Origin of the sequence: Limnohabitans sp. 2KL-17 (assembly GCF_003063415.1) — a bacterium.
In the GTDB taxonomy this organism is placed as follows: domain Bacteria; phylum Pseudomonadota; class Gammaproteobacteria; order Burkholderiales; family Burkholderiaceae_C; genus Limnohabitans_A.
In genome coordinates this window covers 58,861-79,045 of sequence record NZ_NESK01000010.1, presented here as the reverse complement: position 1 = coordinate 79,045, position 20,185 = coordinate 58,861, and the positions used below count along the sequence as shown (strand labels likewise).

Sequence of the window (20,185 nt, the reverse complement as noted above, 5' to 3'; positions counted from 1 at the left end):
ATTTACCAAAAAAATGTCTAGAGATTTAGAAAAAGAATTAACAGAAAAAATATCAACGACGAATTTTAATGCCCTTGAAGAGAGCTTGGGAGTAAGTAAAAATTTCTTCCAAAAAATCTTTCAGGATGAATTCGATTGGTCACTAGTTATAAAACTCTGCGTCATCATTAAAGCAGCTGCAGATCGCTTATTAAAGATTTATTTTGATGATTTACCAGAAAAATTTATCTCAAAACTAAATATAAATGGACCAACAGGAAAAATACAACTTCTAATTGATTTGAATTTAATTAACCAAACTGAAAAAATTAGAATTATCGAAATAATAAAAATTAGAAATAAATTTGCTCACAGAATTGAATTCATTGATAAAAATATATTTCAATATTATTTAACGCTTAGTCCAGATTAATCTCACAATTTTTTCCACAAACTCATAACTGGAGAAAACAATCCAAACAAGCCAGAACACTCGGAAGAGTCAGCATCAAGCATTAACTCACTAAGGTTAATATTTTTTACCGCCTGCATCATATCTCTAATATCGATTACAGAAACTTGGCAGAAGTTGATCGCTGAAAAAATGGCAGCCGAAGCTCCAACCTTGATCAATCAATTTAAAAATTCTCGAAATTCCGAGGAAAAAGAAGTTCTTAGAAAAAAATTGATCAATTTATTAGAAAAACTTGAAAACCACCCGAGGCGCCTGATAGAAATCAAAAACACGGACTTGCTCAATGATTCAACTGCCCCCAAGCCTTCTCCAGCCGCTTGATGCTGACCGGCTGTGGGGTGCGCAGTTCTTGCGCGAAGAAACTCACGCGCAGCTCTTCCAGTAGCCAGCGGAACTCCAGCATGCGGGCGTCTTGGGCACCTTTGCGTTCGGCCACCAGACGCCAATAGCGTTGTTCTTGCGGTTTGATTTCGGCCAGGCGCAGGGCGTCGCGGGCAGGGTCGGCGCGGTATTTGTCCAGGCGCAGGGTCACGGCTTTGAGGTAGCGGGCGCAGTGCTGCAGCTGGAGCCACGGGGTGGCGGCCATGAAGTTTTTGGGCATCAGGCGTTGCAGTTGTTGGGTGCAGTCTGCGGTGGCTTCGGGGGCGTTTTTGGTGTCTTTGATCTTGCGGGTGGCCGCGCCAAACTCCAGCAAGATGGTGCCTGCCAGCCGGGCCACTTCGTTGGCAATCAACGTCAAGCGGCCCCGGCCTTCTTCGATGCGGCGCTTGAAGGTGATTTCATCGTTGGGCAGCGGGTCGAGCAAGAAGGCGCGGTCCAGCGCCACATCGATGATCTGGGTTTTCAGCTCGTCGGCCGAACCCAGCGGCATGAACGCCACAGCCATTTTTTGCACATCGGGGATGTTTTTCTCAAGGTACTTGAGCGCGTCCTTGATCTGCAGTGCAAACAGGCGGCGCAGGCCCGCGCGGTTTTTGCTGGCCGCCACATCGGGTTCGTCAAACACCTCGATGGTGACGGCGTCGCCCATGTCCACCAAGGCCGGAAAACCGATCAGGGTCTGGCCACCCTTGCTGATTTCCATCAGCTCGGGCAGTTCGCCAAAGGTCCAGGCGGTGTAGCGCTGGGGCGTGACCGGGGTTTGTTTGACGGGGGCGTTTTGACGCCGGGGTTGTTGCGCGGAATCAATTGGCGTCAGAGCCCGATTTCCTTCGGACCATCGCGATCCGACCCCATTTGATTGGGGGTTCGCTGGCGAAGCGCTCGAAGGCGCTGCTGCGACTTTGAGCTGCGCCAGCGCCTGGAAGGCGCCGCGCGCTTTGGCGCCCAGCTCGCCCTTCAGGGCACCGAGGTTGCGGCCCATGCCGAGTTGGCGGCCGTGCTCGTCAACCACACACAGGTTCATGAACAAATGCGGGCTGAGCATCTCGTGTTTGAAGTCACCCCGCTTGACGTCCAGGCTGGTTTCGTCACGCACTTTTTTCAGCAGCACATCGGTCAGTGAGCCGGCGCCAAACAACTCGGGTGCCGACAGTTCGGTGGCCATGCGCGTGGCCGATTCGGGCAGCGGCACAAAGCGGCTGCGCGGGCGCTGCGGCAGGCTTTTCAGCAGGGCCTGAATTTTGTCTTTGAGCAAGCCGGGCACCAGCCATTCGCAACGGTCTTCACTCACCTGGTTCAGCACAAACAGCGGCACCGTCACGGTGACGCCATCACGGGCATCGCCCGGTTGGTGTAAATAGGTGGCGCTGCAGTCGGTGCCACCCAGTCGCATGTGTTTGGGAAAGGCCTGCGTGGTGATGCCTGCGGCTTCGTGGCGCATCAGTTCTTCGCGGGTCAGCAACAACAGGCGCGGCTGCTTGACGCTCTCGTCGCGGTACCAGTTTTCGAGCAAGCGGCCGCTGCACACATCGGGCGGAATCTGCTGGTCGTAAAAGGCATAAATCAGCTCATCGTCCACCAGCACATCTTGTCTGCGCGACTTGTGCTCGAGCTCTTCGACTTTGGCGATCATCTTGTGGTTGGCCGCCAAAAACGGCAGCTTGGTCTCCCACTGGTAGCCCACCAACGCTTCGCGAATGAAGATCTCGCGCGCGCCGTGCATGTCCACCCGGCTATAGGGCGTGCGCCGCCCGCTGTAGACCACCAGGCCATACAACGTGGCCCGCTCCAGCGCCACCACTTCGGCCGTTTTCTTTTCCCAATGCGGGTCGAGCAGCTGCTTCTTTAAAAGGTGCGCGCCGACTTGCTCCAGCCATTGCGGCTCGATGGCGGCAATGCCCCGGCCAAACAGGCGCGTGGTTTCCACCAGTTCGGCCACCACGATCCAGCGGCCCGGCTTTTTGGAAAGGTGCGCGCCAGGGTGCTTGTAAAACTTGATGCCGCGTGCGCCCAAATAGACGTCTTCGTCTTCGAGCTTGTAGCCCACGTTGCCCAGCAGGCCCGCCAGCATGGACAGGTGCAGTTGCTCATAACTCGCAGGCTGGGTGTTGATGCGCCACTTGTGCTCGGCCACCACCGTGAGCAGCTGGGTGTGCGTGTCGCGCCACTCGCGCACGCGGCGGATGTTGACGAAGTTCTGGCGCAGCAGCTGTTCGTATTGGCGGTTGCTGAGTTTGTGGGCCGCATCGTGGCCACCACGGGCATCGTGAATCCATTTCCACAGCTTCAGGTAGCCGGTGAATTCGCTTTTGTCGTCGTCAAACTTGGCGTGCTGTTGGTCGGCCTGGGCCTGCAAGTCCATGGGGCGGTCGCGCACATCCTGCACCGACATGGCACTCGCGATGATGAGCACTTCGTCCAGCGCTTCGCGGTGCCGCGCCTCCAAAATCATGCGGCCGACACGCGGGTCCAGCGGCAGGCGGGCCAGTTCTTTGCCAATCGGCGTGAGTTCGTTGTCATCGTCCACAGCGCCCAGCTCGGCCAGCAGCTGGTAGCCGTCAGTGATCGCCCGTTTGGAGGGCGCTTCGATGAACGGAAAGTCTTCGACCACGCCCAGGTGCAGCGACTTCATGCGCAAGATCACACCCGCCAACGAGGAACGCAAAATTTCCGGGTCGGTGAAGCGCGGGCGGCCGGCAAAGTCCTTGTCGTCGTACAGGCGAATGCAAATGCCGTTGGCCACCCGGCCGCAGCGGCCTGCGCGCTGGTTGGCTGCCGCCTGGCTGATGGGCTCGACCATGAGCTGCTCGACCTTGCTGCGCAAGCTGTAGCGCTTGACGCGGGCGGTGCCGGCGTCGATCACATAACGGATGCCAGGCACCGTGAGCGAGGTTTCGGCCACGTTGGTGGCCAGCACGATGCGGCGGCCATTCGATGCTTCAAAAATCTGGTCTTGCTCGGCCTGCGACAGGCGGGCAAACAGCGGCAGCACTTCGGCATTGCGTGTCAGCGGTTGGTGCGACAGGTGTTTGCGCAGGTGGTCGGCGGCTTCGCGGATTTCACGCTCGCCCGGCAAAAAGATCAGGATGTCGCCCCCTGCCCCACCCTGCCAAAGTTCGTCCACGCCGTCGGCAATGGCGTCGTTCAGGCCGTAGTCTCGCGATTCTTCAAACGGACGGTAGCGCTGCTCCACCGGGAAAGTGCGGCCCGAGACCATGATCACCGGGGCCGGTCCGTGGCGGGAGGCAAAGTGCTTGGCAAAGCGGTCGGCATCAATCGTGGCCGAGGTCACAACGATCTTGAGATCAGGCCTGCGCGGCAAAATCTGGCGCAAGTAGCCCAGCAAGAAGTCGATGTTCAGGCTGCGCTCGTGCGCCTCGTCGATGATGATGGTGTCGTAGGCCTGCAGCAGCGGGTCGGTCTGGGTTTCGGCCAGCAATATGCCGTCGGTCATGAGCTTGACCGAGGCGTTTTTGCTCAAGCGGTCCTGAAAGCGCACCTTGAAGCCGACCACCTCGCCCAGCGGCGTCTTCAATTCTTCGGCAATGCGCTTGGCCACCGAGCTGGCAGCGATGCGGCGCGGCTGGGTGTGGCCGATCATGCGGGCGCGCTCGCCAGGCTTGGCGTTCAGCCGCCCACGACCGAGCGACAGCGCGATTTTGGGCAACTGCGTGGTCTTGCCCGAGCCGGTTTCGCCGCACACGATGATGACCTGGTGCTGGTCCATGGCGGCGATGATTTCACCGCGGCGGGCAGAGACCGGCAGGCCTTCGGGGAACTCGATTTGGAGGGGGGTGGGTGTTGCTGGCTCAGTCACCGCCTGATTATCCCACGTCACACATTCACGTGCTACACTCATTCACGTGAACTATGCCGGGGAGTTTCATCATGACCAATTTGACGATTTCGCTGGACGAAAACCTTGTCAAACAAGCGCGCATCAAGGCGATCCAGGAGGGCACCTCGCTGAGCGCCAAGGTGCGCGAGTTGCTGTCAACTTATGTGCGGCAAGACATGCCGACGGCACCCATCGTGATTCCCAAGCTGCCGGTTTCAAAAGCCGGTGGTGGCCTGCAACCGGGCATTGACCCAAGCAGCAACCGATCTCTGTACGACGCGATGGACGCGGGCATGAATGTGCAAAAACTGTCATGACGCCTGACGTGAATGTGCTGGTTGCGGCGTTCAGGCCCGACCACCCCCGTCACTTGCCTGCCCGCGCTTGGCTGGACGATGCGGTGATTCAAGCCGCCAGTGGTCGCGCCAGCCTGATGCTGCTGGGCACCGTGGTGACCGGTTTTTTGCGCATCAGCACGAACTCCAAAATTTTTCGGGAAACCGATCCGCTGCAAGACCTGATCGACTTTGTGGACAGCTTGCTCAGTTGCCCCGGTTTGCAGTTTCAATCCCAAGGGGCCACTTGGGCCAACTTGCGCCAAGTGTGTCTGACGCAACAAGCCAGCGGGAACTTGATCACCGACGCCTGGATTGCGGCCATGGTGGTGCAATCCGGTGAGACACTCTGCACATTCGACCGCGACTTTACGCGTCTGCTGCCGCCCGGCCAACTTCATTTGCTCAAGCCTTGACACCACCGCCCATGCCAACAGTCTTCAACTTCACTTTCGTGCCCTGGTTTCGGTCGGTGGCGCCTTACATCCACATGCACCGGGGCAAAACCTTTGTCGTGGGGATCGCGGGCGAGGCCATTGCGGCCGGCAAGCTGCACAACCTGGCACAAGATCTGGCACTGATCCAGAGCATGGGCGTGAAGATCGTGCTGGTGCACGGTTTTCGGCCTCAGGTGAATGAGCAATTGGCCGCCAAAGGCCATACGCCGCAATACTCACACGGCATTCGCATCACCGATGGCGTGGCCCTGGACTGCGCCCAAGAGGCGGCTGGCCAGCTGCGCTACGAAATCGAAGCGGCTTTCAGCCAAGGCTTGCCCAACACGCCCATGGCGGGCTCAACGGTGCGGGTGATTTCGGGCAACTTCATCACCGCCCGTCCGGTGGGCATCGTGGACGGCGTGGATTTTCAGCACTCGGGCCTGGTGCGCAAAGTGGATGTGGACGGCATCATGCGCACGCTCGACATGGGCGCAATGGTGCTGCTGTCGCCGTTTGGCTTTTCGCCCACGGGCGAGGCCTTTAACCTGGCCATGGAAGAAGTGGCCACCAGCGTGGCCGCCGAACTTCAGGCCGACAAGCTGATCTTTTTGACCGAAATTCCGGGCATTCGCATCCACCCCCACGAACCGGCCAGCGAAGACAACCCGATCGACACCGAATTGCCTTTGGCCACAGCAAAGCAAATTTTGGCCGCATCTCCCAACCCGACGCAGCCGACCGATCTGGCGTTTTACCTGCAGCATTGCGTGAAGGCCTGCGAAGAAGGCGTGGAGCGCTCGCACATCCTGTCGTTTGCAGTCGATGGCGCGTTGTTGCTGGAAATTTATGTGCACGACGGCATCGGCACCATGGTGGTTGATGAAAAGCTTGAAGAGCTGCGCGAAGCCACGGCCGATGACGTGGGCGGCATTTTGCAACTGATCGAACCCTTCGAGCAAGACGGCACGCTGGTCAAACGTGACCGCACCGAGATTGAGCGCGACATCGACCATTACACGATCATCGACCACGACGGCGTAATTTTTGCCTGCGCTGCCCTGTATCCCTACCCCGAAGCCAAGACTGCCGAGATGGCGGCGCTGACGGTGTCGCCCCAGTCTCAAGGTCAGGGCGATGGCGAAAAAGTGCTCAAGCGTGTGGAACAAAGGGCCCGTGCCATGGGCTTGAAAAGCATCTTCGTTTTGACCACGCGCACCATGCACTGGTTCATCAAGCGGGGTTTTGCACAAGTAGACCCAGACTGGCTGCCCGAAGCCCGCAAGCGCAAATACAACTGGGACCGCAAAAGCAAGGTGCTGGTGAAAAAGCTCTGAGCCGAAGGCTTCGGCCCATCGCATCAGCCCAGCGAAAACTCAACGGCCGACATGGCGTGCAAAGCAGTGGTGTCAAAGCTGGGCAAGCCACCATCGCCAGGCTGCAAGATCATGGTCAGTTCGGTGCAGCCCAAGACAATGCCCTGAGCGCCTTGCGCAGCCAACTGCTGCACCAGCCCAATGAGGCTTTGGTGCGAACGCTCATTCACTTGGCCCCGGCAGAGTTCCTCGAAAATGACACGGTGCACCTCCATGCGACCAGGCTCATCGGGCACCAGGCACTCAATGCCGCGCGCAGCCAAGCGGTCGCGCAAAAACGCTTGCTCCATGGTGAACCGGGTGCCCAGCAGCCCGATCTTGTGCAGGCCAGCGGCCAACACGGCATCGGCAGTGACATCGGCAATGTGCAGCAAAGGCAGCGCGGTGACCGACTGAACCTCTTGGGCAATGCGGTGCATGGTGTTGGTGCAAATCAGCAAGACTTCGGCGCCACTGCGCTCCAGTTGACGGGCTGCCGTTTGCAAAATGGCGGTCATTTGCACCCAGTCGCCCTGCTTTTGCAAATCTGCAATCTCCTGAAAGTTCAGGCTGATCAAGTGCACCGGCGCCGATGTCAGGCCCCCTTGGCGGCGAGCCACCTCGCGGTTGATGTTTTGGTAATAAAGGGCGGTGGACTCCCAGCTCATGCCACCGATCAAACCTATTTTTTTCATGTTGATTTTCTGCCTCAATTAAAAGCTGAAGTTTGCCAGCAATGCTGCAGCATGGCATGCCAAAATAATCCCTAAATTGATTATTTATTGGAATAATTTTCTACAATACAAGCATGAAACAGAAACTAGATGCCATAGATCGAAAAATTTTGGCCCTCTTGCAAGCCCGCAGTGACTTGCCCATCAACGAGTTGGCTGAGGCCGTACACCTGACTCCCACCCCCTGCTGGCGCCGCATTCAAAGGCTCAAGGAGATGGGCATCATCGCGCAGCAAGTGGCCTTGCTGGACCGTCAAAAAGTCAATGTGGGGGTGACCGTGTTCGTATCCGTGCGCACCCGCGACCACGATTTGCCGTGGCTGGATAAGTTTCGCACCGCTGTTCAGTCAATTGCTGAAGTTGTGGAGGCCTACCGCATGAGCGGAGATGTGGACTACCTGCTCAAAGTGGTGGTACCCGATATCGCCGCTTACGACCTGGTCTACAAACAGTTGATTCAGCAGGTGCCGTTGGCCGATGTCAGTTCAAGTTTCGCCATGGAGGAACTCAAGTTCACCACGGCGGTGCCGCTCAGTTACGCAACTTGAAAGACTTGAACGCGACCCACAGACCCATCAGCCCGAAAACCACAAAGACCACAAAAGACCAGTTGGCGATCGAGCCGCCCAAAAAAGTCCAGTCGACCTTGGTGCAATCGCCACTGCCCTTGAAGATCATGGGAATGGCGCGGTTGAGGGGGAAGTTTTCGACCATGCCATAAAAGTCGCGCCCGCAGGTGACGATTTCAGGCGGGTACCACTGCAGCCAGCTTTGGCGCGCCGCGGTGAAGCCGCCAAAACCAGCGTCCAGCGCCAGCAGCAGCGCCGTCAGGGCCAGGCCCTTTCCCTGCAAACGCCAGCCGATCAGGCCCAGCACCACCACACCGATCAGGGCGTAGCGCTGCACGATGCACATGGGACATGGGTTCAAGCCGACCATATGCTGCAAGTAAAAGCCAAAAACCAGCATACCGGTGCTCGCCAAGGCGGTCAGCAACATCCAGCGCTGGAGGGTGATGGGCGAGAGTTTCATGGGCTATCTTGGGGCAGGGTGACTGGAAAAAAGGTGACCGGCGAAGGGTGCAACATGCGGTGTTTCAAAAGCAACGGGGGCATTGTGCCCCCGTGATCGTGCCGGCTTGGTGTGGCGGCGGACAAAGCCCCGGCCAAGTCAGGAATCGGCAAAAGCCCGTTCAATGACGAAAGCCCCTGGCGTGCTGGTGTTGCCTTCTTTCAGCCCCCGTGCTTCGCAGATGTGCTTGAGGTCGCGAAGCATGGCCGAGCTGCCGCAGATCATCACCCGGTCTTCCTCAGGGTTCAGAGGGGGCAGGCCCAAGTCGGCAAACAGTTTGCCGCTGTCCATCAAGTCAGTGACACGGCCCTGATTTTTATAAGGCTCGCGGGTCACGGTGGGGTAGTACAGCAGTTGCCGGGACGCCATCTCGCCTAAAAACTCATGGGCTGGCAGTTCTTGCGTGATGTAGTCGTGGTAAGCCAATTCATTGACCTGGCGAACACCGTGCACCAGGATCACTTTTTCAAAGCGCTCATAGGTTTCGGGATCGCGAATGATGCTCATGAAGGGCGCCAGACCCGTGCCCGTGGACAGCAAATACAGGTTTTTTCCTGGCAACAAGTAATCGATCAGCAAGGTGCCCGTGGGCTTGCGGCCCACCACAATGGTGTCGCCCACCTGGATGTGTTGGAGTTTGGAGGTCAAGGGGCCATCGGGCACCTTGATGCTCAGAAACTCCAGGTGTTCTTCGTAATTGGCACTGGCAATGGAGTAGGCGCGCAGCAAGGGCTTGCCGCTTTCTTGATTCAAACCAATCATGGTGAAATGACCGTTGGAAAAGCGAAGGGCCTGATCACGGGTGGTGGTGAAACTGAACAGACGGTCGGTCCAGTGGTGAACGCTCAAAACGCGTTCTTCAAGAAAAGCACTCATGGTGATCCAACAGGTGGGATGGGGCACAGACCCCAGACCGGAAAAGGAAAGCAGAAGCTTGCTACAGTTGAGGTTTTGAAAATAACCAGTATGCAGTCGCCATTGGCGACCCAGCTGTATTGTCCAGTGACATGCTCGTTGCTGGAAATACCAAGATTTTATATCTGTATAACCCATCACTCTGAAGAGACTCAAGGACCCCCATGGCACGCACCGTTCAATGCATCAAACTCGGCAAAGAAGCAGAGGGTCTTGATTTTGCGCCCTACCCCGGCGATCTGGGCAAGCGCATCTGGGAAAGCGTCAGCAAGCAAGCCTGGGCCGACTGGCTCAAACACCAGACCATGCTGGTCAATGAAAACCGCCTGAACCTGGCCGATCTGCGCGCCCGCCAGTACCTGGCCCGCCAGATGGAAAACCACTTTTTTGGCGATGGCGCTGACGCCGCCCAAGGTTACGTGCCGCCACCCGCCAGCTGAACCAGCCAGCTGAGTTTGGCCTCTCCCTTATCGCATCCCGGCTTTTCACACACCGGCACTGAGCCACGCCAGGCATTGGTGATCGGTGCCGGCCTGTCGGGTTCGGCCGTGGCGCACAGCTTGGCCTATCGGGGTTGGGCCGTCACGGTTTTGGACCAGGCCCAAGGGTTGGGTGCTGGCGCCTCGGGCCTGCCTGCGGGTTTGGCCGCGCCCCATGTCTCGCCCGACGACAACGTGCTCTCGCGCATCACCCGTGCGGGCGTTCGGGCCACGCTGCAACGCGCCGATGCCCTGTTGCAAAGCGGCACAGACTGGGCCCTGACGGGGGTTTTGGAGCACAACCTGGCCGGCAAACGCAGGCTGCCCAAAGCCGATCCTGGCAACAGCGCCAGCGCCAACACCAGCGCTGACAATCCACACGGCATGAGCACCCTGGCCAGCGCAGCGCAAATCGCCGCTGCGGGCCTGCCACCCGAAACGCCGGCACTGTGGCATGGCCAGGCGGGCTGGATCAGGCCCCGGCAACTGGTGGCGGCGCAGCTGCAAACGCCAGGCATTGAGGTGCTTTGGGGGCAAACGGTACACGCCATTGAACGGCGCGGCGCGCTGTGGACCGCAAGCAATGCCCAGGGCCAAATTTTGGGCGAGGCCCCCTTGCTGGTGTTGGCCAGCGCCTTTGACAGCCTGGCTTTGCTGAGCCCCTTGCCGGGGTTGACCGTGCCGCTGAAACCCTTGCGTGGGCAGATCAGTTTTGGGCACATGGCTGCGCTGAACGCCCCCCAGCGCCAGCTGCTGCCCCCCTTTCCAGTCAACGGCCACGGCAGCTTCATCAGCGGCGTGCCTGCGCCAGACGGGCAGCCCGGCTGGTTCATCGGTTCGACCTTTGAGCGCGATTGCATCCAGGCCCCCGTGCGGGTGCAAGACCACGCGGCCAACCAACTGCGGCTGGCCACTTTGCTGCCTGAATTGGGCGCGGCCATGCACACGCAGTTTGCCCCTGAACTCGTGCAGGGCTGGGCAGGCTTGCGCTGCACTCTGCCCGACCGCCTGCCGGCGGTTGGCCCCATCGACAGCCAGCGCCTGCCAGGGCTGTGGCTTTGCGCCGGCATGGGCGCGCGCGGCATCAGCTTGGCCGTGTTGTGCGGCGAGCTGGCTGCCGCCTGGCTCAACAACGAGCCCCTGCCCTTGCCCCCCGCATTGGTCAAGCATTTGTCGGCAGAGCGCTTCGTTCGCACATAAATTCCACAAAAACGCCAATAACACCTAGGATGGGTGTTTTTTAGCAGGGGCACCTCATGGCTCGTCAATCCTTGTCTCGCTACCTGCCCTGGCTGGTCACGGCGCCAGCGGCCATCTTGGCCTGGCCTTTTTCTGCCTGGGCCAGCGCAGGCTTCGGGGTGTTGTTTGTGCTGGGCTGGGTGGACTTCAAGCAGGACAAACAAGCGGTGCGCCGCAACTACCCGCTGACGGGCCGACTGCGTTATGCGCTGGAATACATCCGGCCTGAACTTCGGCAGTACTTTTTGGAAGACGACGAGCAAAAGCTGCCTTTCTCGCGCAACCAGCGCGCCATGGTCTATGCGCGCTCCAAGGTTCAAAACGACAAACGTGGATTTGGCAGCATCAAGGACATGTACAGCGCTGGCACGGAGTGGATTGCCCACTCCTTGCAGCCCGTGCAGCCAGACCCGGCCTCGTTTCGCATTCGCGTCGGGGGCTCCCAGTGCCAGCAAGCTTATGAGCTGTCACGGCTCAACATTTCGGGCATGAGCTTTGGGGCCTTGTCGCCCAACGCGGTCAAGGCCTTGAACAAGGGCGCGGCTTTGGGGGGATTTGCCCACGACACGGGAGAAGGCAGCATCTCGGCGCACCACCGGGAACATGGCGGCGACCTGATCTGGCAAATCGCCTCGGGGTATTTCGGCTGTCGCACCTCGGATGGGCACTTCGACCCGGAGCGCTTTGCGCTGCAGGCGCAGTCGCCCCAAGTCAAGATGATCGAAGTCAAGCTGTCCCAAGGCGCCAAGCCCGGCCATGGCGGGGTGCTGCCCAAGGCCAAGGTCAGCCTTGAAATTGCAGAGGCACGGGGCGTGCCCATGGGCCAGGACTGCGTTTCTCCGGCAAGGCACTCGGCTTTTTCCAACCCGGTGGAGTTGTTGAACTTTGTGGCGCAACTGCGCCAGTTGTCCGGTGGCAAACCGGTGGGCATCAAGTTGTGCGTGGGCCAGCCGGCCGAATGGTTCTCACTGGTGAAAGCCATGGTGCAGACAGGCCAGACACCCGACTTTGTGGTGGTGGACGGTGCCGAAGGCGGCACGGGGGCTGCGCCCATCGAGTTTGCCGACCATGTGGGCATGCCTTTGCGCGATGGCCTGCGTCTGGTGCACAACAGCCTGGTGGGCGCTGGCTTGCGAGAGCGCATCAAGATCGGCGCATCGGGCAAGGTGATTTCGGCCTTTGACATCGCCCGTTGCCTGGCGCTGGGCGCCGACTGGTGCAACTCGGCCCGAGGCTTCATGTTTGCATTGGGCTGCATCCAGTCACGCAGTTGCCACACCGACCATTGCCCCACGGGCGTGGCCACGCAAGACCCGGTGCGCCAACGCGCCATTGTGGTCACCGACAAGGCCGAAAGGGTCTATTACTTTCATGCCAACACGATGCACGCACTGGCCGACATACTGGGCGCTGCAGGCTTGCAAAGCCCGGATGACATGAGCCCCAACCACCTGATGGTGCGCAACGACCAAGGCCATGCCTGCACACTGGCCAGCACCATTGATACGCTGGCGCCAGGCCAGTTGCTGCAAGACCCGGCAAGCCAGGCCCGCTTGCCCAGCCCCTTTGCAGAGTTTTGGCACGCCAGCGATGCTGCGCACTGGGGTGTGGCCGGAGCTTGACGGCCTGCCCGATCGCAGATCAGGCCAGCGGCCCGCTCACTTCATCGCTTCGGCCGGGCGGCGCGATTTCACATACGCATCGGTGGGCTGGTAGGCCTTGCCGTCGGCGTAGCGCCACTGCACCATGGTGCCTTTGCCACCGCGCAGGTCCAGCTTGCCCACATAGGCGCCCATGGTGGACTGCTGGTCCAGGGCGCGAAATTCGGCGGGCCCGAACGGGGTGCTGAACTTCAGGCCCCGCATGGCGATGACCAGTTTTTCGTTGTCGGTCGAGTTGGCCTTTTTGATGGCCGCAAAAATAGCTTGCATCGTGGCGTAGCCCACCACCGAGCCGACCTTGGGGTTCTCGTTGAACTTTTTGTAATAGTTGGCGGCAAAGCTGGCGTGCTCTTTGTTGTCGAGTTGGTCCCAGGGGTAGCCGGTGACGATCCAGCCCTTGGGGGTTTCGTCTTTCAGCACTTCCAGGTATTCGGGTTCGCCCGACAGCAAAGACACCACCGGTGTCTTGGGGAACACGTTGCGCTGGTTGCCCTCGCGCACCAGCTTGGCCAGGTCGGCGCCAAAGGTCACGTTGAAGATGGCATCGGGCTTGTTCGCCATGGTCGCGGTCAGCGTGCTGCCTGCATCAATCTTGCCCTGGGCGGGCCACTGCTCACTGACAAACTCCACATCGGGGCGCTTGGCCTTGAGCAGCTCCTTGAAGCTGGCCACAGCACTTTGGCCATATTCGTAGTTGGGCGCGATCGTGGCCCAACGCTTGGCGGGCATCTTGGCCGCTTCTTCCACCAACATGGCCGACTGCATGTAGGTGCTGGGGCGCAGGCGAAAGGTGTAGCGGTTGCCTTTTTCCCAGACGATCGCATCGGTCAGTGGCTCGCTGGCCACAAACAGCCGCTTGCTCTTGGCGGCATGGTCGGCCAGGGCCAGGCCCACGTTGGACAAAAAGCCCCCGGCCAATACATCCACTTTTTCTTTCGACGACAACTCGATGGCATGGCGCAAAGCCTCTTCGGGCTTGCCCGCGTCGTCACGGGCAATCACTTCCACCTTGCGGCCCAGCAACCCGCCTTGGGCGTTGACCTCTTCCACCGCCAGTTGCCAGCCTTGCTTGTAGGGTTGGGTGAACTGGGGAATGGCCGAATAGCTGTTGATCTCACCAATCTTGATCGGCGTCTGGGCGAAAACAGAAGCTGTGGTGGCGGCGGCCAGCAAGCTGGTGGCGATCAGGCGGTTCATAAATGGGTCTTGCGGTTGGGGTCAAAAATATGACTTTAACAGCCTCCACAAAACATGTGGGTGATGGGATCCCCCAAACCCCCCAAGGGTTCAGACCTCTTGCAACACCCGAACTGCGGCTGCTGGCAAGCAGCAACAGGGCCTCATCAATTGGGATCTGACCCCCATTAAAAGCAGAAGCTGACCCCAATTTTTTACCCATGGGCGGGCCCAACCTCAGGCTTATAAGGTTCAAGAATATAAGCACAACTAAAAAATCGTTTGCCTCAGCATAAAGCGCCCTTAAAGTCACGCCCATCCCCAAGCGGGTGATCCCACTTTCCTGCTGTCCGTTTTGCGGGCCTGGGCGGGCACCCCACAGGCTTTGATCCGAGTTTTCACCATGTACCAATACACCGAATTTGACAAACAATTTGTGCGCGCCCGAGCAGCGCAGCACCGCGATCAACTGGAGCGCTTCCAGGCGGGCCAGTTGACGGGCGACGAGTTCAAACCCTTGCGCCTGCAAAACGGCTGGTACGTACAGCGTTACGCCCCCATGCTGCGGGTGGCCGTGCCTTATGGCGAGATCACGGCGCCCCAGTTGCATGTGCTGGCCCAAATTGCCCGCGAATACGACACACCCGATGCTGCGTTGTTGGCCGAAGCCCAAGCGACACAAGACAAAATTGCCGGTCTGGCGCCCAAGCTGACCACCAACTACGGCCACTTCACCACCCGCCAGAACGTGCAGTTCAACTGGATCCCCCTGTCCCGGTCGGCCGACGTGATGGACTTGCTGGCCACCGTGAACCTGCACGGCATCCAGACCAGCGGTAACTGCATCCGCAACACCACCACCGATGCGCTGGCCGGTGTGGCCGTGGACGAATTGGTTGACCTCCGGCCTTATGCCGAGTTGATTCGCCAGTGGAGCACGCTGCACCCCGAGTTCGCCTTTTTGCCGCGCAAGTTCAAGATCGCCATCACCGGCGCAGCCGAAGACCGCGCCGCCATTGGCTGGCACGACGTGGGCCTGCAAATGGTGAAAAACGCCCAGGGCGAGATCGGCTTCAAGGTGCAGGTCGGTGGTGGCATGGGCCGCACCCCCGTGGTGGGCACAGAGATCCGCGCGTTCCTGCCCTGGAACCAGATCATGAATTACCTCGAAGCCGTGATCCGCGTCTACAACCGCTGGGGCCGCCGCGACAACCTGTACAAAGCCCGCATCAAAATTTTGGTGAAAGCCGAAGGCCAGCGCTACTTTGACGAAGTCGAAGCCGAGTACCGGGATATTCTGGAAAAAGACGGCGGCCTGCACACCATCCCGCAAGCCGAATTCGACCGTGTGGCCGCCAGCTTTGCGGCCCCTGTGCTGGACCTGCCGGCCAACTCCGCCGAATGGCTGGCCAATGCAGAAGCCGACGTCAGCATCGAGGCTGCCAAGACCCCGGCCTTTGCCCGCTGGATGGCGCAAAACGTCACGCCGCATCAAAACCCTGCGTTGCGTGCCGTGACCCTGTCGTTCAAGCGCAAGGGGCAAGCCCCCGGCGATGCCACGGCCGACCAACTGGACGCTGCCGCCGATTTGGTGGCCCAATATTCGGCCAGTGAAGCCCGTGTGACCCACACCCAGAACCTGGTGCTGCCTTGGGTGCGCCTGGACCAATTGCATGCCTTGTGGCTGCAGGCCAAGGCCCTGGGCCTGGCCCAACCCAACATCGGCTTGTTGACCGACATGATCGCCTGCCCCGGTGGCGACTACTGCGCGCTGGCCAATGCCCGCTCGCTGCCTTTGGCTGCGGCCATCACCGAGCGCTACCAAGACCTTGACGAGTTGAACGACCTGGGTCAGATCGACTTCCACATCAGCGGCTGCATCAACTCTTGCGGGCACCACCACTCGGGCCACATCGGCATCTTGGGTGTGGATAAAGACGGTAAAGAGTGGTACCAGGTCACGCTGGGCGGCTCGGACGGCAAAGCGCTGTCGGGCCCCACCGTGGCAGGCAAGGTGGTCGGCCCATCGTTCTCGTCGTTCGAAGTGCCTGATGTGATCGAAGCGATCCTCGACACCTACAAAGCATTGCGCACCAGCCAGGGTGGCAAAGCCGAGGCTTTTGTGGACACCTTGCGCCGTGTTGGCCAGGACCCCTTCAAGGCTGCGGCGAATGCAGCCCGCCATCCCGCCGAAGCACAGACCGCCTGATCGCCGGAAAAAAACCTATGAAAATCATTTCTGCCCAAGAGCACCAAGCTCAGCACCAAGCTCAGCACCAAGCTGCGCAGCAAGCCGCACAAACCACCGCAACCCATCCAGCGGTCATCACGCTGGCCAACGATGCAGACCCTCGCAGTCTTGACCTCGGAGGCGTGACGCGCATCGATTTGCAGTTCCCCAAATTCACCGATGGCCGCGCTTACAGCCAGGCTTTCTTGCTGCGACGCCGCTTGGGCTTTGCAGGCGAATTGCGTGCCACCGGCGATGTGCTGATCGATCAGCTGGTGCACATGCAGCGCACCGGCTTTGATGTGGCTGTGCTGCGCGATGGCGTGGACGCCTCTGCGGCCGAACGCCAGTTTGAACGCTTTGCCGGCTTCTACCAGGGCTCTGCCGTGGGGACACAACCCCCGTTTGCCAAAGTCGCCTGATGACCTCCAGCCTCATTGCTTCACGCAGCGCCCCAGCCAAGGCCACAGAGCTAAACGCCAAAGCCAGCCCTGACTTTGCCGCCAAACTGGCCGAGACTCAAGCCCTTCTGCGCCGCGTTGCCGCCGAGTTCAAGCCCGTCACGCAAGCCTCCAGCCTGGGCGCAGAAGACGTGGTGATCACCCACCTGATCAACAGCCTGCAGCTGGACATTCCGGTCTTCGTGCTGGAAACCGGCGCGCTGCACACCGAGACTTTGGCCTTGCTGGAGCGCACCCAGGCGCATTCGCGTGCGCCCATCAACGTGTTTCGCCCGGTACAGGAATCGGTCATTCAGTTCCTGCGCGACAAAGGCCAAGACGCGATTTTCCAGAGCACCGCGCTGCGCAAGGCATGCTGCGGCGTGCGCAAGATAGAGCCGCTGGCCCGCGCCCTCACAGGCCAAAGGGCCTGGATCACCGGCCTGCGCCAAGAGCAATCCACGGCCCGCGCCGAGGTGCCGCTGCAAGACGACAGCGAAGTCACCGCCAAAGAACTGTCCAAGTTCAACCCTTTGGCCAAATGGACCTGGGGTGACGTGTGGCATTACATCGCCGAAAACAAGGTGGACTACAACCCGCTGCACGACCGGTTTTTCCCCAGCATCGGCTGTGCCCCCTGCACCCGCGCCATCAGTCTGGGCGAGGAGTTCCGCGCCGGGCGATGGTGGTGGGAGGACGATGCGGCCAACGAGTGTGGATTGCACGTCAAAGCTTGACGGGGGGTCAGCCCCGAAACGCCTTGACCCCATTTGAAGAGAAACCAACATGAACGCCATGACACAAACCGAATTGCACACCCTGAGCAATTCCCATCTGGATGCACTGGAAGAAGAAACCATCTTCATCCTGCGCGAAGTCGCTGCCGCTTTCGAGCGCCCCACCCTGCTGTTTTCGGGCGGCAAGGATTCGCTGGTCATGCTCAAGTGCGCCGAAAAAGCCTTTGGGGGCAAGACCAGCCCTTCCGGCAGTGGCCGCATTCCTTACCCGCTCTTGATGATCGACACCGGCCACAACTTCCAGGAAGTGACCGACTTTCGCGACGCGCGTGCCCAAGAGCTGGGGGCCGAGCTGATCGTGCGCAGCGTCGAAGACTCCATGAAGCGCGGCACCGTGCGGCTGGCCCATCCGGGCGAAAGCCGCAACGTGCACCAGTCGATCACGCTGCTCGAAGCCATTGAAGAATTTCGCTTTGACGCGCTGATCGGCGGTGCCCGCCGCGACGAAGAAAAAGCCCGCGCCAAAGAACGCATCTTCAGCCACCGCGACAGCTTTGGCCAATGGCAGCCCAAGGCCCAGCGCCCCGAACTGTGGACCTTGTTCAACACGCGCCTGCAGCCGGGCGAGCACTTTCGCGTGTTCCCGATCAGCAACTGGACCGAGCTGGATGTGTGGCAGTACATCGCCCGCGAAAAGATCGCCCTGCCCTCGATTTATTACACCCACAAGCGCGAGGTGGTGGACCGCCGGGGCCTGCTGGTGCCGGTGACCGAACTGACCCCGCCCAAAGACGGCGAAGAAGTGGTGACCCGCAACGTGCGCTTTCGCACCGTGGGCGACATCACCTGCACCTGCCCGGTGGAAAGCACGGCGGCCACGCCCGAGCAGATCGTGATCGAAACCCTGGCCGCTGATGTCAGCGAGCGTGGCGCCACGCGCATGGACGACAAGACGTCCGAGGCTTCCATGGAGAAGCGCAAAAAAGACGGTTATTTTTGAGCTGGGAGCACAAGACATGCACAACGACAAACATTTTTCCGCCCTCAAGTTCATCACCTGCGGCTCGGTCGACGACGGCAAGAGCACCCTCATTGGCCGCCTGCTGGTGGACACCAAGGCGGTGTTGCAAGACCACTTGGCCGGCGTACAGCGCTCGGGCGAGACCGATCTGGCCTTGCTGACCGATGGTCTGAGCGCCGAGCGCGAACAAGGCATCACGATCGACGTGGCCTACCGCTACTTCAACACCGAAGCACGCAAGTTCATCATCGGTGACGCCCCCGGCCATGAACAGTACACCCGCAACATGGTCACGGCCGCATCCAGTGCCGACGCCGCTGTGGTGCTGGTCGACGCCATCAAGCTCGACTGGGCCAACCCTGCACTGCAACTGCTGCCGCAAACCCGCCGCCACGCGCTGCTGGTCAACCTGCTGCGCGTGCCATCCATCGTGTTCGCCATCAACAAACTCGACGCCGTGGCCGATCCGGCACTGGCTTACCAAAACATCGCAGGCGCCCTCGAAAAATTTGCCCAAGAAGCGGGCATCCGCATCACCGCCATGGTGCCCATATCGGCCCTCAAGGGCTGGAACGTGGTGGACACCGACAACCACGGCCAAAGCGATTGGTGCGGCTACACCGGCCCAAGCCTTTTGAGCATCCTCGAAGACCTGCCCGTGACGCCGGCCGAGACCGATGTGGCTTTCAGCTTTCCGGTGCAGTGGGTCGAAAAGTTCCATGACTCCGGCGTCACCACCCAGGGCCGCCGTGTGTTCTGGGGCCGCGTGGCCACCGGCAGCATTGCGCCAGGCCAGACCCTCCAGGTCTTCCCGAGCGGCCAGACCGCCGTGGTTTCGCAAGTGCTGTCAGCCACCCGACAACCCCAAAACAAAGCCGCAGGCCACAGCGCCGGCATCGTGCTGGACCGCGAGGTGGACGTCTCACGTGGCGACTGGCTGCTGGCCGAAAAATCGGCGTTTTTTGGGGCCCCCGAAAGCCAGCGCGAATTGAGCACCACCATCGCCTGGATGGACGACGAGCCCCTGTTGGCTGGTCGCCTGTATTGGGCGCTGCACGGCCACCGCTGGGTCAAGGTCAAAGTGCAGCGCGTGGTGCACCGGCTGAACGTGAACACCCTGGCCGAAGAAGAAGCCACCGAACTGGCCCCCAACGCCATTGGCCACGTGATATTGGCGCTGCAAGAGCCCCTGATGACGCTGCCCTTTGCCCGTTCGCGCGTGCTGGGGGCGATGGTGCTGGTGGACACCGCCACCCACAAAACCTCAGGCGCCGTGCTGGTGAACTGATCTCCTTTAAAATCACCCCCTTGGCGCTGCACGGGCAGTACCCATTCCCTTTTCCGAGTCCACCATGACCCACGTTGTTACCGAATCCTGTATCCAATGCAAATACACCGACTGCGTCGACGTTTGCCCCGTGGATTGCTTTCGCGAAGGCCCGAATTTCCTGACCATCGACCCGGACGAGTGCATTGATTGCGCCGTGTGCATCCCCGAGTGCCCCGTGAACGCCATCTACGCCGAAGAAGACCTGCCAGCCGACCAGCAGCACATGACACCACTCAACGCCGAGCTGGCCTTGTTGCCCGGCTGGAAAAGCATCACCAAGCGCAAGATCCCCATGCCCGATGCCGATGCCTGGAAAGACAAGACCGGCAAGCTGGCGCATTTGATCCGCTGA

General features: G+C 59.9%; 20 protein-coding genes. 15 read left to right on the top strand and 5 right to left on the bottom strand.

The window, feature by feature from the left end; all coding sequences use genetic code 11:
• The first annotated feature begins 13 nt into the window (after positions 1-13).
• Positions 14-412, top strand: a complete 399-nt coding sequence (locus tag B9Z45_RS06550; RefSeq protein ID WP_108406428.1) for a hypothetical protein — start codon at positions 14-16, stop codon at positions 410-412.
• Positions 413-568: 156 nt separating this feature from the next.
• Complete coding sequence (locus tag B9Z45_RS16895) at positions 569-775, top strand: hypothetical protein (RefSeq protein ID WP_146180890.1); 207 nt, start codon at positions 569-571, stop codon at positions 773-775.
• Here B9Z45_RS16895 and hrpA read toward each other — a convergent pair.
• Positions 735-4,652, bottom strand: a complete 3,918-nt coding sequence (gene hrpA, locus B9Z45_RS06540; RefSeq protein WP_108406461.1) for an ATP-dependent RNA helicase HrpA — start codon at positions 4,650-4,652, stop codon at positions 735-737. The genes B9Z45_RS16895 and hrpA overlap by 41 nt on opposite strands.
• Positions 4,653-4,723: 71 nt before the next feature.
• On the opposite strand from hrpA, the gene B9Z45_RS06535 reads away from it, so the two are divergent.
• Genes B9Z45_RS06535 through argA form a run of 3 tightly spaced genes read left to right on the top strand, consistent with a single transcriptional unit; the run spans position 4,724 to position 6,782 of the window.
• On the top strand, positions 4,724-4,990 hold the full coding sequence (locus B9Z45_RS06535; protein WP_146180889.1) for a DUF6364 family protein: 267 nt from the start codon (positions 4,724-4,726) through the stop codon (positions 4,988-4,990).
• The gene (locus tag B9Z45_RS06530; protein ID WP_108406425.1) at positions 4,987-5,424 is read left to right on the top strand and encodes a TA system VapC family ribonuclease toxin; all 438 of its coding nucleotides are present in this window, start codon (positions 4,987-4,989) and stop codon (positions 5,422-5,424) included. Before B9Z45_RS06535 ends, B9Z45_RS06530 begins: the two co-directional genes overlap by 4 nt.
• 11 nt (positions 5,425-5,435) lie before the next feature.
• On the top strand, positions 5,436-6,782 hold the full coding sequence (gene argA / locus B9Z45_RS06525; RefSeq protein WP_108406424.1) for an amino-acid N-acetyltransferase: 1,347 nt from the start codon (positions 5,436-5,438) through the stop codon (positions 6,780-6,782).
• A 23-nt stretch (positions 6,783-6,805) separates the two neighbouring features.
• On the opposite strand, the gene B9Z45_RS06520 is transcribed toward argA, so the two are convergent.
• Entirely contained in the window at positions 6,806-7,495 is a 690-nt protein-coding gene (locus tag B9Z45_RS06520; protein ID WP_108406423.1) for an aspartate/glutamate racemase family protein, read from the bottom strand.
• Positions 7,496-7,608: 113 nt separating this feature from the next.
• On the opposite strand from B9Z45_RS06520, the gene B9Z45_RS06515 reads away from it, so the two are divergent.
• Entirely contained in the window at positions 7,609-8,082 is a 474-nt protein-coding gene (locus B9Z45_RS06515) for an Lrp/AsnC family transcriptional regulator (protein WP_108406422.1), read from the top strand.
• On the opposite strand, the gene B9Z45_RS06510 is transcribed toward B9Z45_RS06515, so the two are convergent.
• Together B9Z45_RS06510 and B9Z45_RS06505 are read right to left on the bottom strand one after the other, a co-directional pair.
• Positions 8,066-8,566, bottom strand: a complete 501-nt coding sequence (locus B9Z45_RS06510) for a disulfide bond formation protein B (protein ID WP_108406421.1) — start codon at positions 8,564-8,566, stop codon at positions 8,066-8,068. The genes B9Z45_RS06515 and B9Z45_RS06510 overlap by 17 nt on opposite strands.
• Positions 8,567-8,704: 138 nt before the next feature.
• Positions 8,705-9,481, bottom strand: coding sequence for a ferredoxin--NADP reductase (locus B9Z45_RS06505; protein ID WP_108406420.1), 777 nt, complete (start codon positions 9,479-9,481; stop codon positions 8,705-8,707).
• Between the two features lie 203 nt (positions 9,482-9,684).
• On the opposite strand from B9Z45_RS06505, the gene B9Z45_RS06500 reads away from it, so the two are divergent.
• The 3 genes from B9Z45_RS06500 to B9Z45_RS06490 are packed head-to-tail and all read left to right on the top strand — an operon-like array spanning position 9,685 to position 12,860.
• A complete protein-coding gene (locus B9Z45_RS06500; protein WP_108406419.1) occupies positions 9,685-9,960 on the top strand; it encodes an oxidative damage protection protein in 276 nt (91 codons plus the stop codon).
• 15 nt (positions 9,961-9,975) lie between these two features.
• A complete protein-coding gene (mnmC, locus tag B9Z45_RS06495) occupies positions 9,976-11,199 on the top strand; it encodes an FAD-dependent 5-carboxymethylaminomethyl-2-thiouridine(34) oxidoreductase MnmC (protein ID WP_108406418.1) in 1,224 nt (407 codons plus the stop codon).
• Positions 11,200-11,255: 56 nt separating this feature from the next.
• Positions 11,256-12,860, top strand: coding sequence for an FMN-binding glutamate synthase family protein (locus tag B9Z45_RS06490; protein WP_108406417.1), 1,605 nt, complete (start codon positions 11,256-11,258; stop codon positions 12,858-12,860).
• 36 nt (positions 12,861-12,896) lie between these two features.
• Here the strand turns inward: B9Z45_RS06490 and B9Z45_RS06485 are convergent, their stop codons facing one another.
• Positions 12,897-14,096, bottom strand: a complete 1,200-nt coding sequence (locus B9Z45_RS06485) for an ABC transporter substrate-binding protein (RefSeq protein WP_108406416.1) — start codon at positions 14,094-14,096, stop codon at positions 12,897-12,899.
• A gap of 382 nt (positions 14,097-14,478) precedes the next feature.
• Here B9Z45_RS06485 and B9Z45_RS06480 point away from each other — a divergent pair, with 382 nt between their 5' ends.
• The 6 genes from B9Z45_RS06480 to fdxA all read left to right on the top strand — a co-directional run bounded on the left by B9Z45_RS06480 (position 14,479) and on the right by fdxA (position 20,185).
• On the top strand, positions 14,479-16,284 hold the full coding sequence (locus tag B9Z45_RS06480; protein WP_108406415.1) for a nitrite/sulfite reductase: 1,806 nt from the start codon (positions 14,479-14,481) through the stop codon (positions 16,282-16,284).
• A 17-nt stretch (positions 16,285-16,301) separates the two neighbouring features.
• Complete coding sequence (locus tag B9Z45_RS06475) at positions 16,302-16,727, top strand: DUF934 domain-containing protein (RefSeq protein ID WP_108406414.1); 426 nt, start codon at positions 16,302-16,304, stop codon at positions 16,725-16,727.
• Positions 16,727-17,482 carry a phosphoadenylyl-sulfate reductase gene (locus B9Z45_RS06470; RefSeq protein WP_108406413.1) on the top strand — a complete coding sequence of 252 codons (756 nt, stop codon included), beginning with the start codon at positions 16,727-16,729 and terminating at the stop codon, positions 17,480-17,482. Before B9Z45_RS06475 ends, B9Z45_RS06470 begins: the two co-directional genes overlap by 1 nt.
• A 49-nt stretch (positions 17,483-17,531) precedes the next feature.
• Entirely contained in the window at positions 17,532-18,482 is a 951-nt protein-coding gene (gene cysD / locus B9Z45_RS06465) for a sulfate adenylyltransferase subunit CysD (protein WP_108406412.1), read from the top strand.
• Positions 18,483-18,498: 16 nt separating this feature from the next.
• Positions 18,499-19,791: a sulfate adenylyltransferase subunit 1 gene (locus tag B9Z45_RS06460; protein ID WP_108406411.1), complete on the top strand. Its 1,293-nt coding sequence runs from the start codon at positions 18,499-18,501 to the stop codon at positions 19,789-19,791.
• 64 nt (positions 19,792-19,855) lie between these two features.
• Positions 19,856-20,185 carry a ferredoxin FdxA gene (gene fdxA, locus B9Z45_RS06455; protein ID WP_108406410.1) on the top strand — a complete coding sequence of 110 codons (330 nt, stop codon included), beginning with the start codon at positions 19,856-19,858 and terminating at the stop codon, positions 20,183-20,185.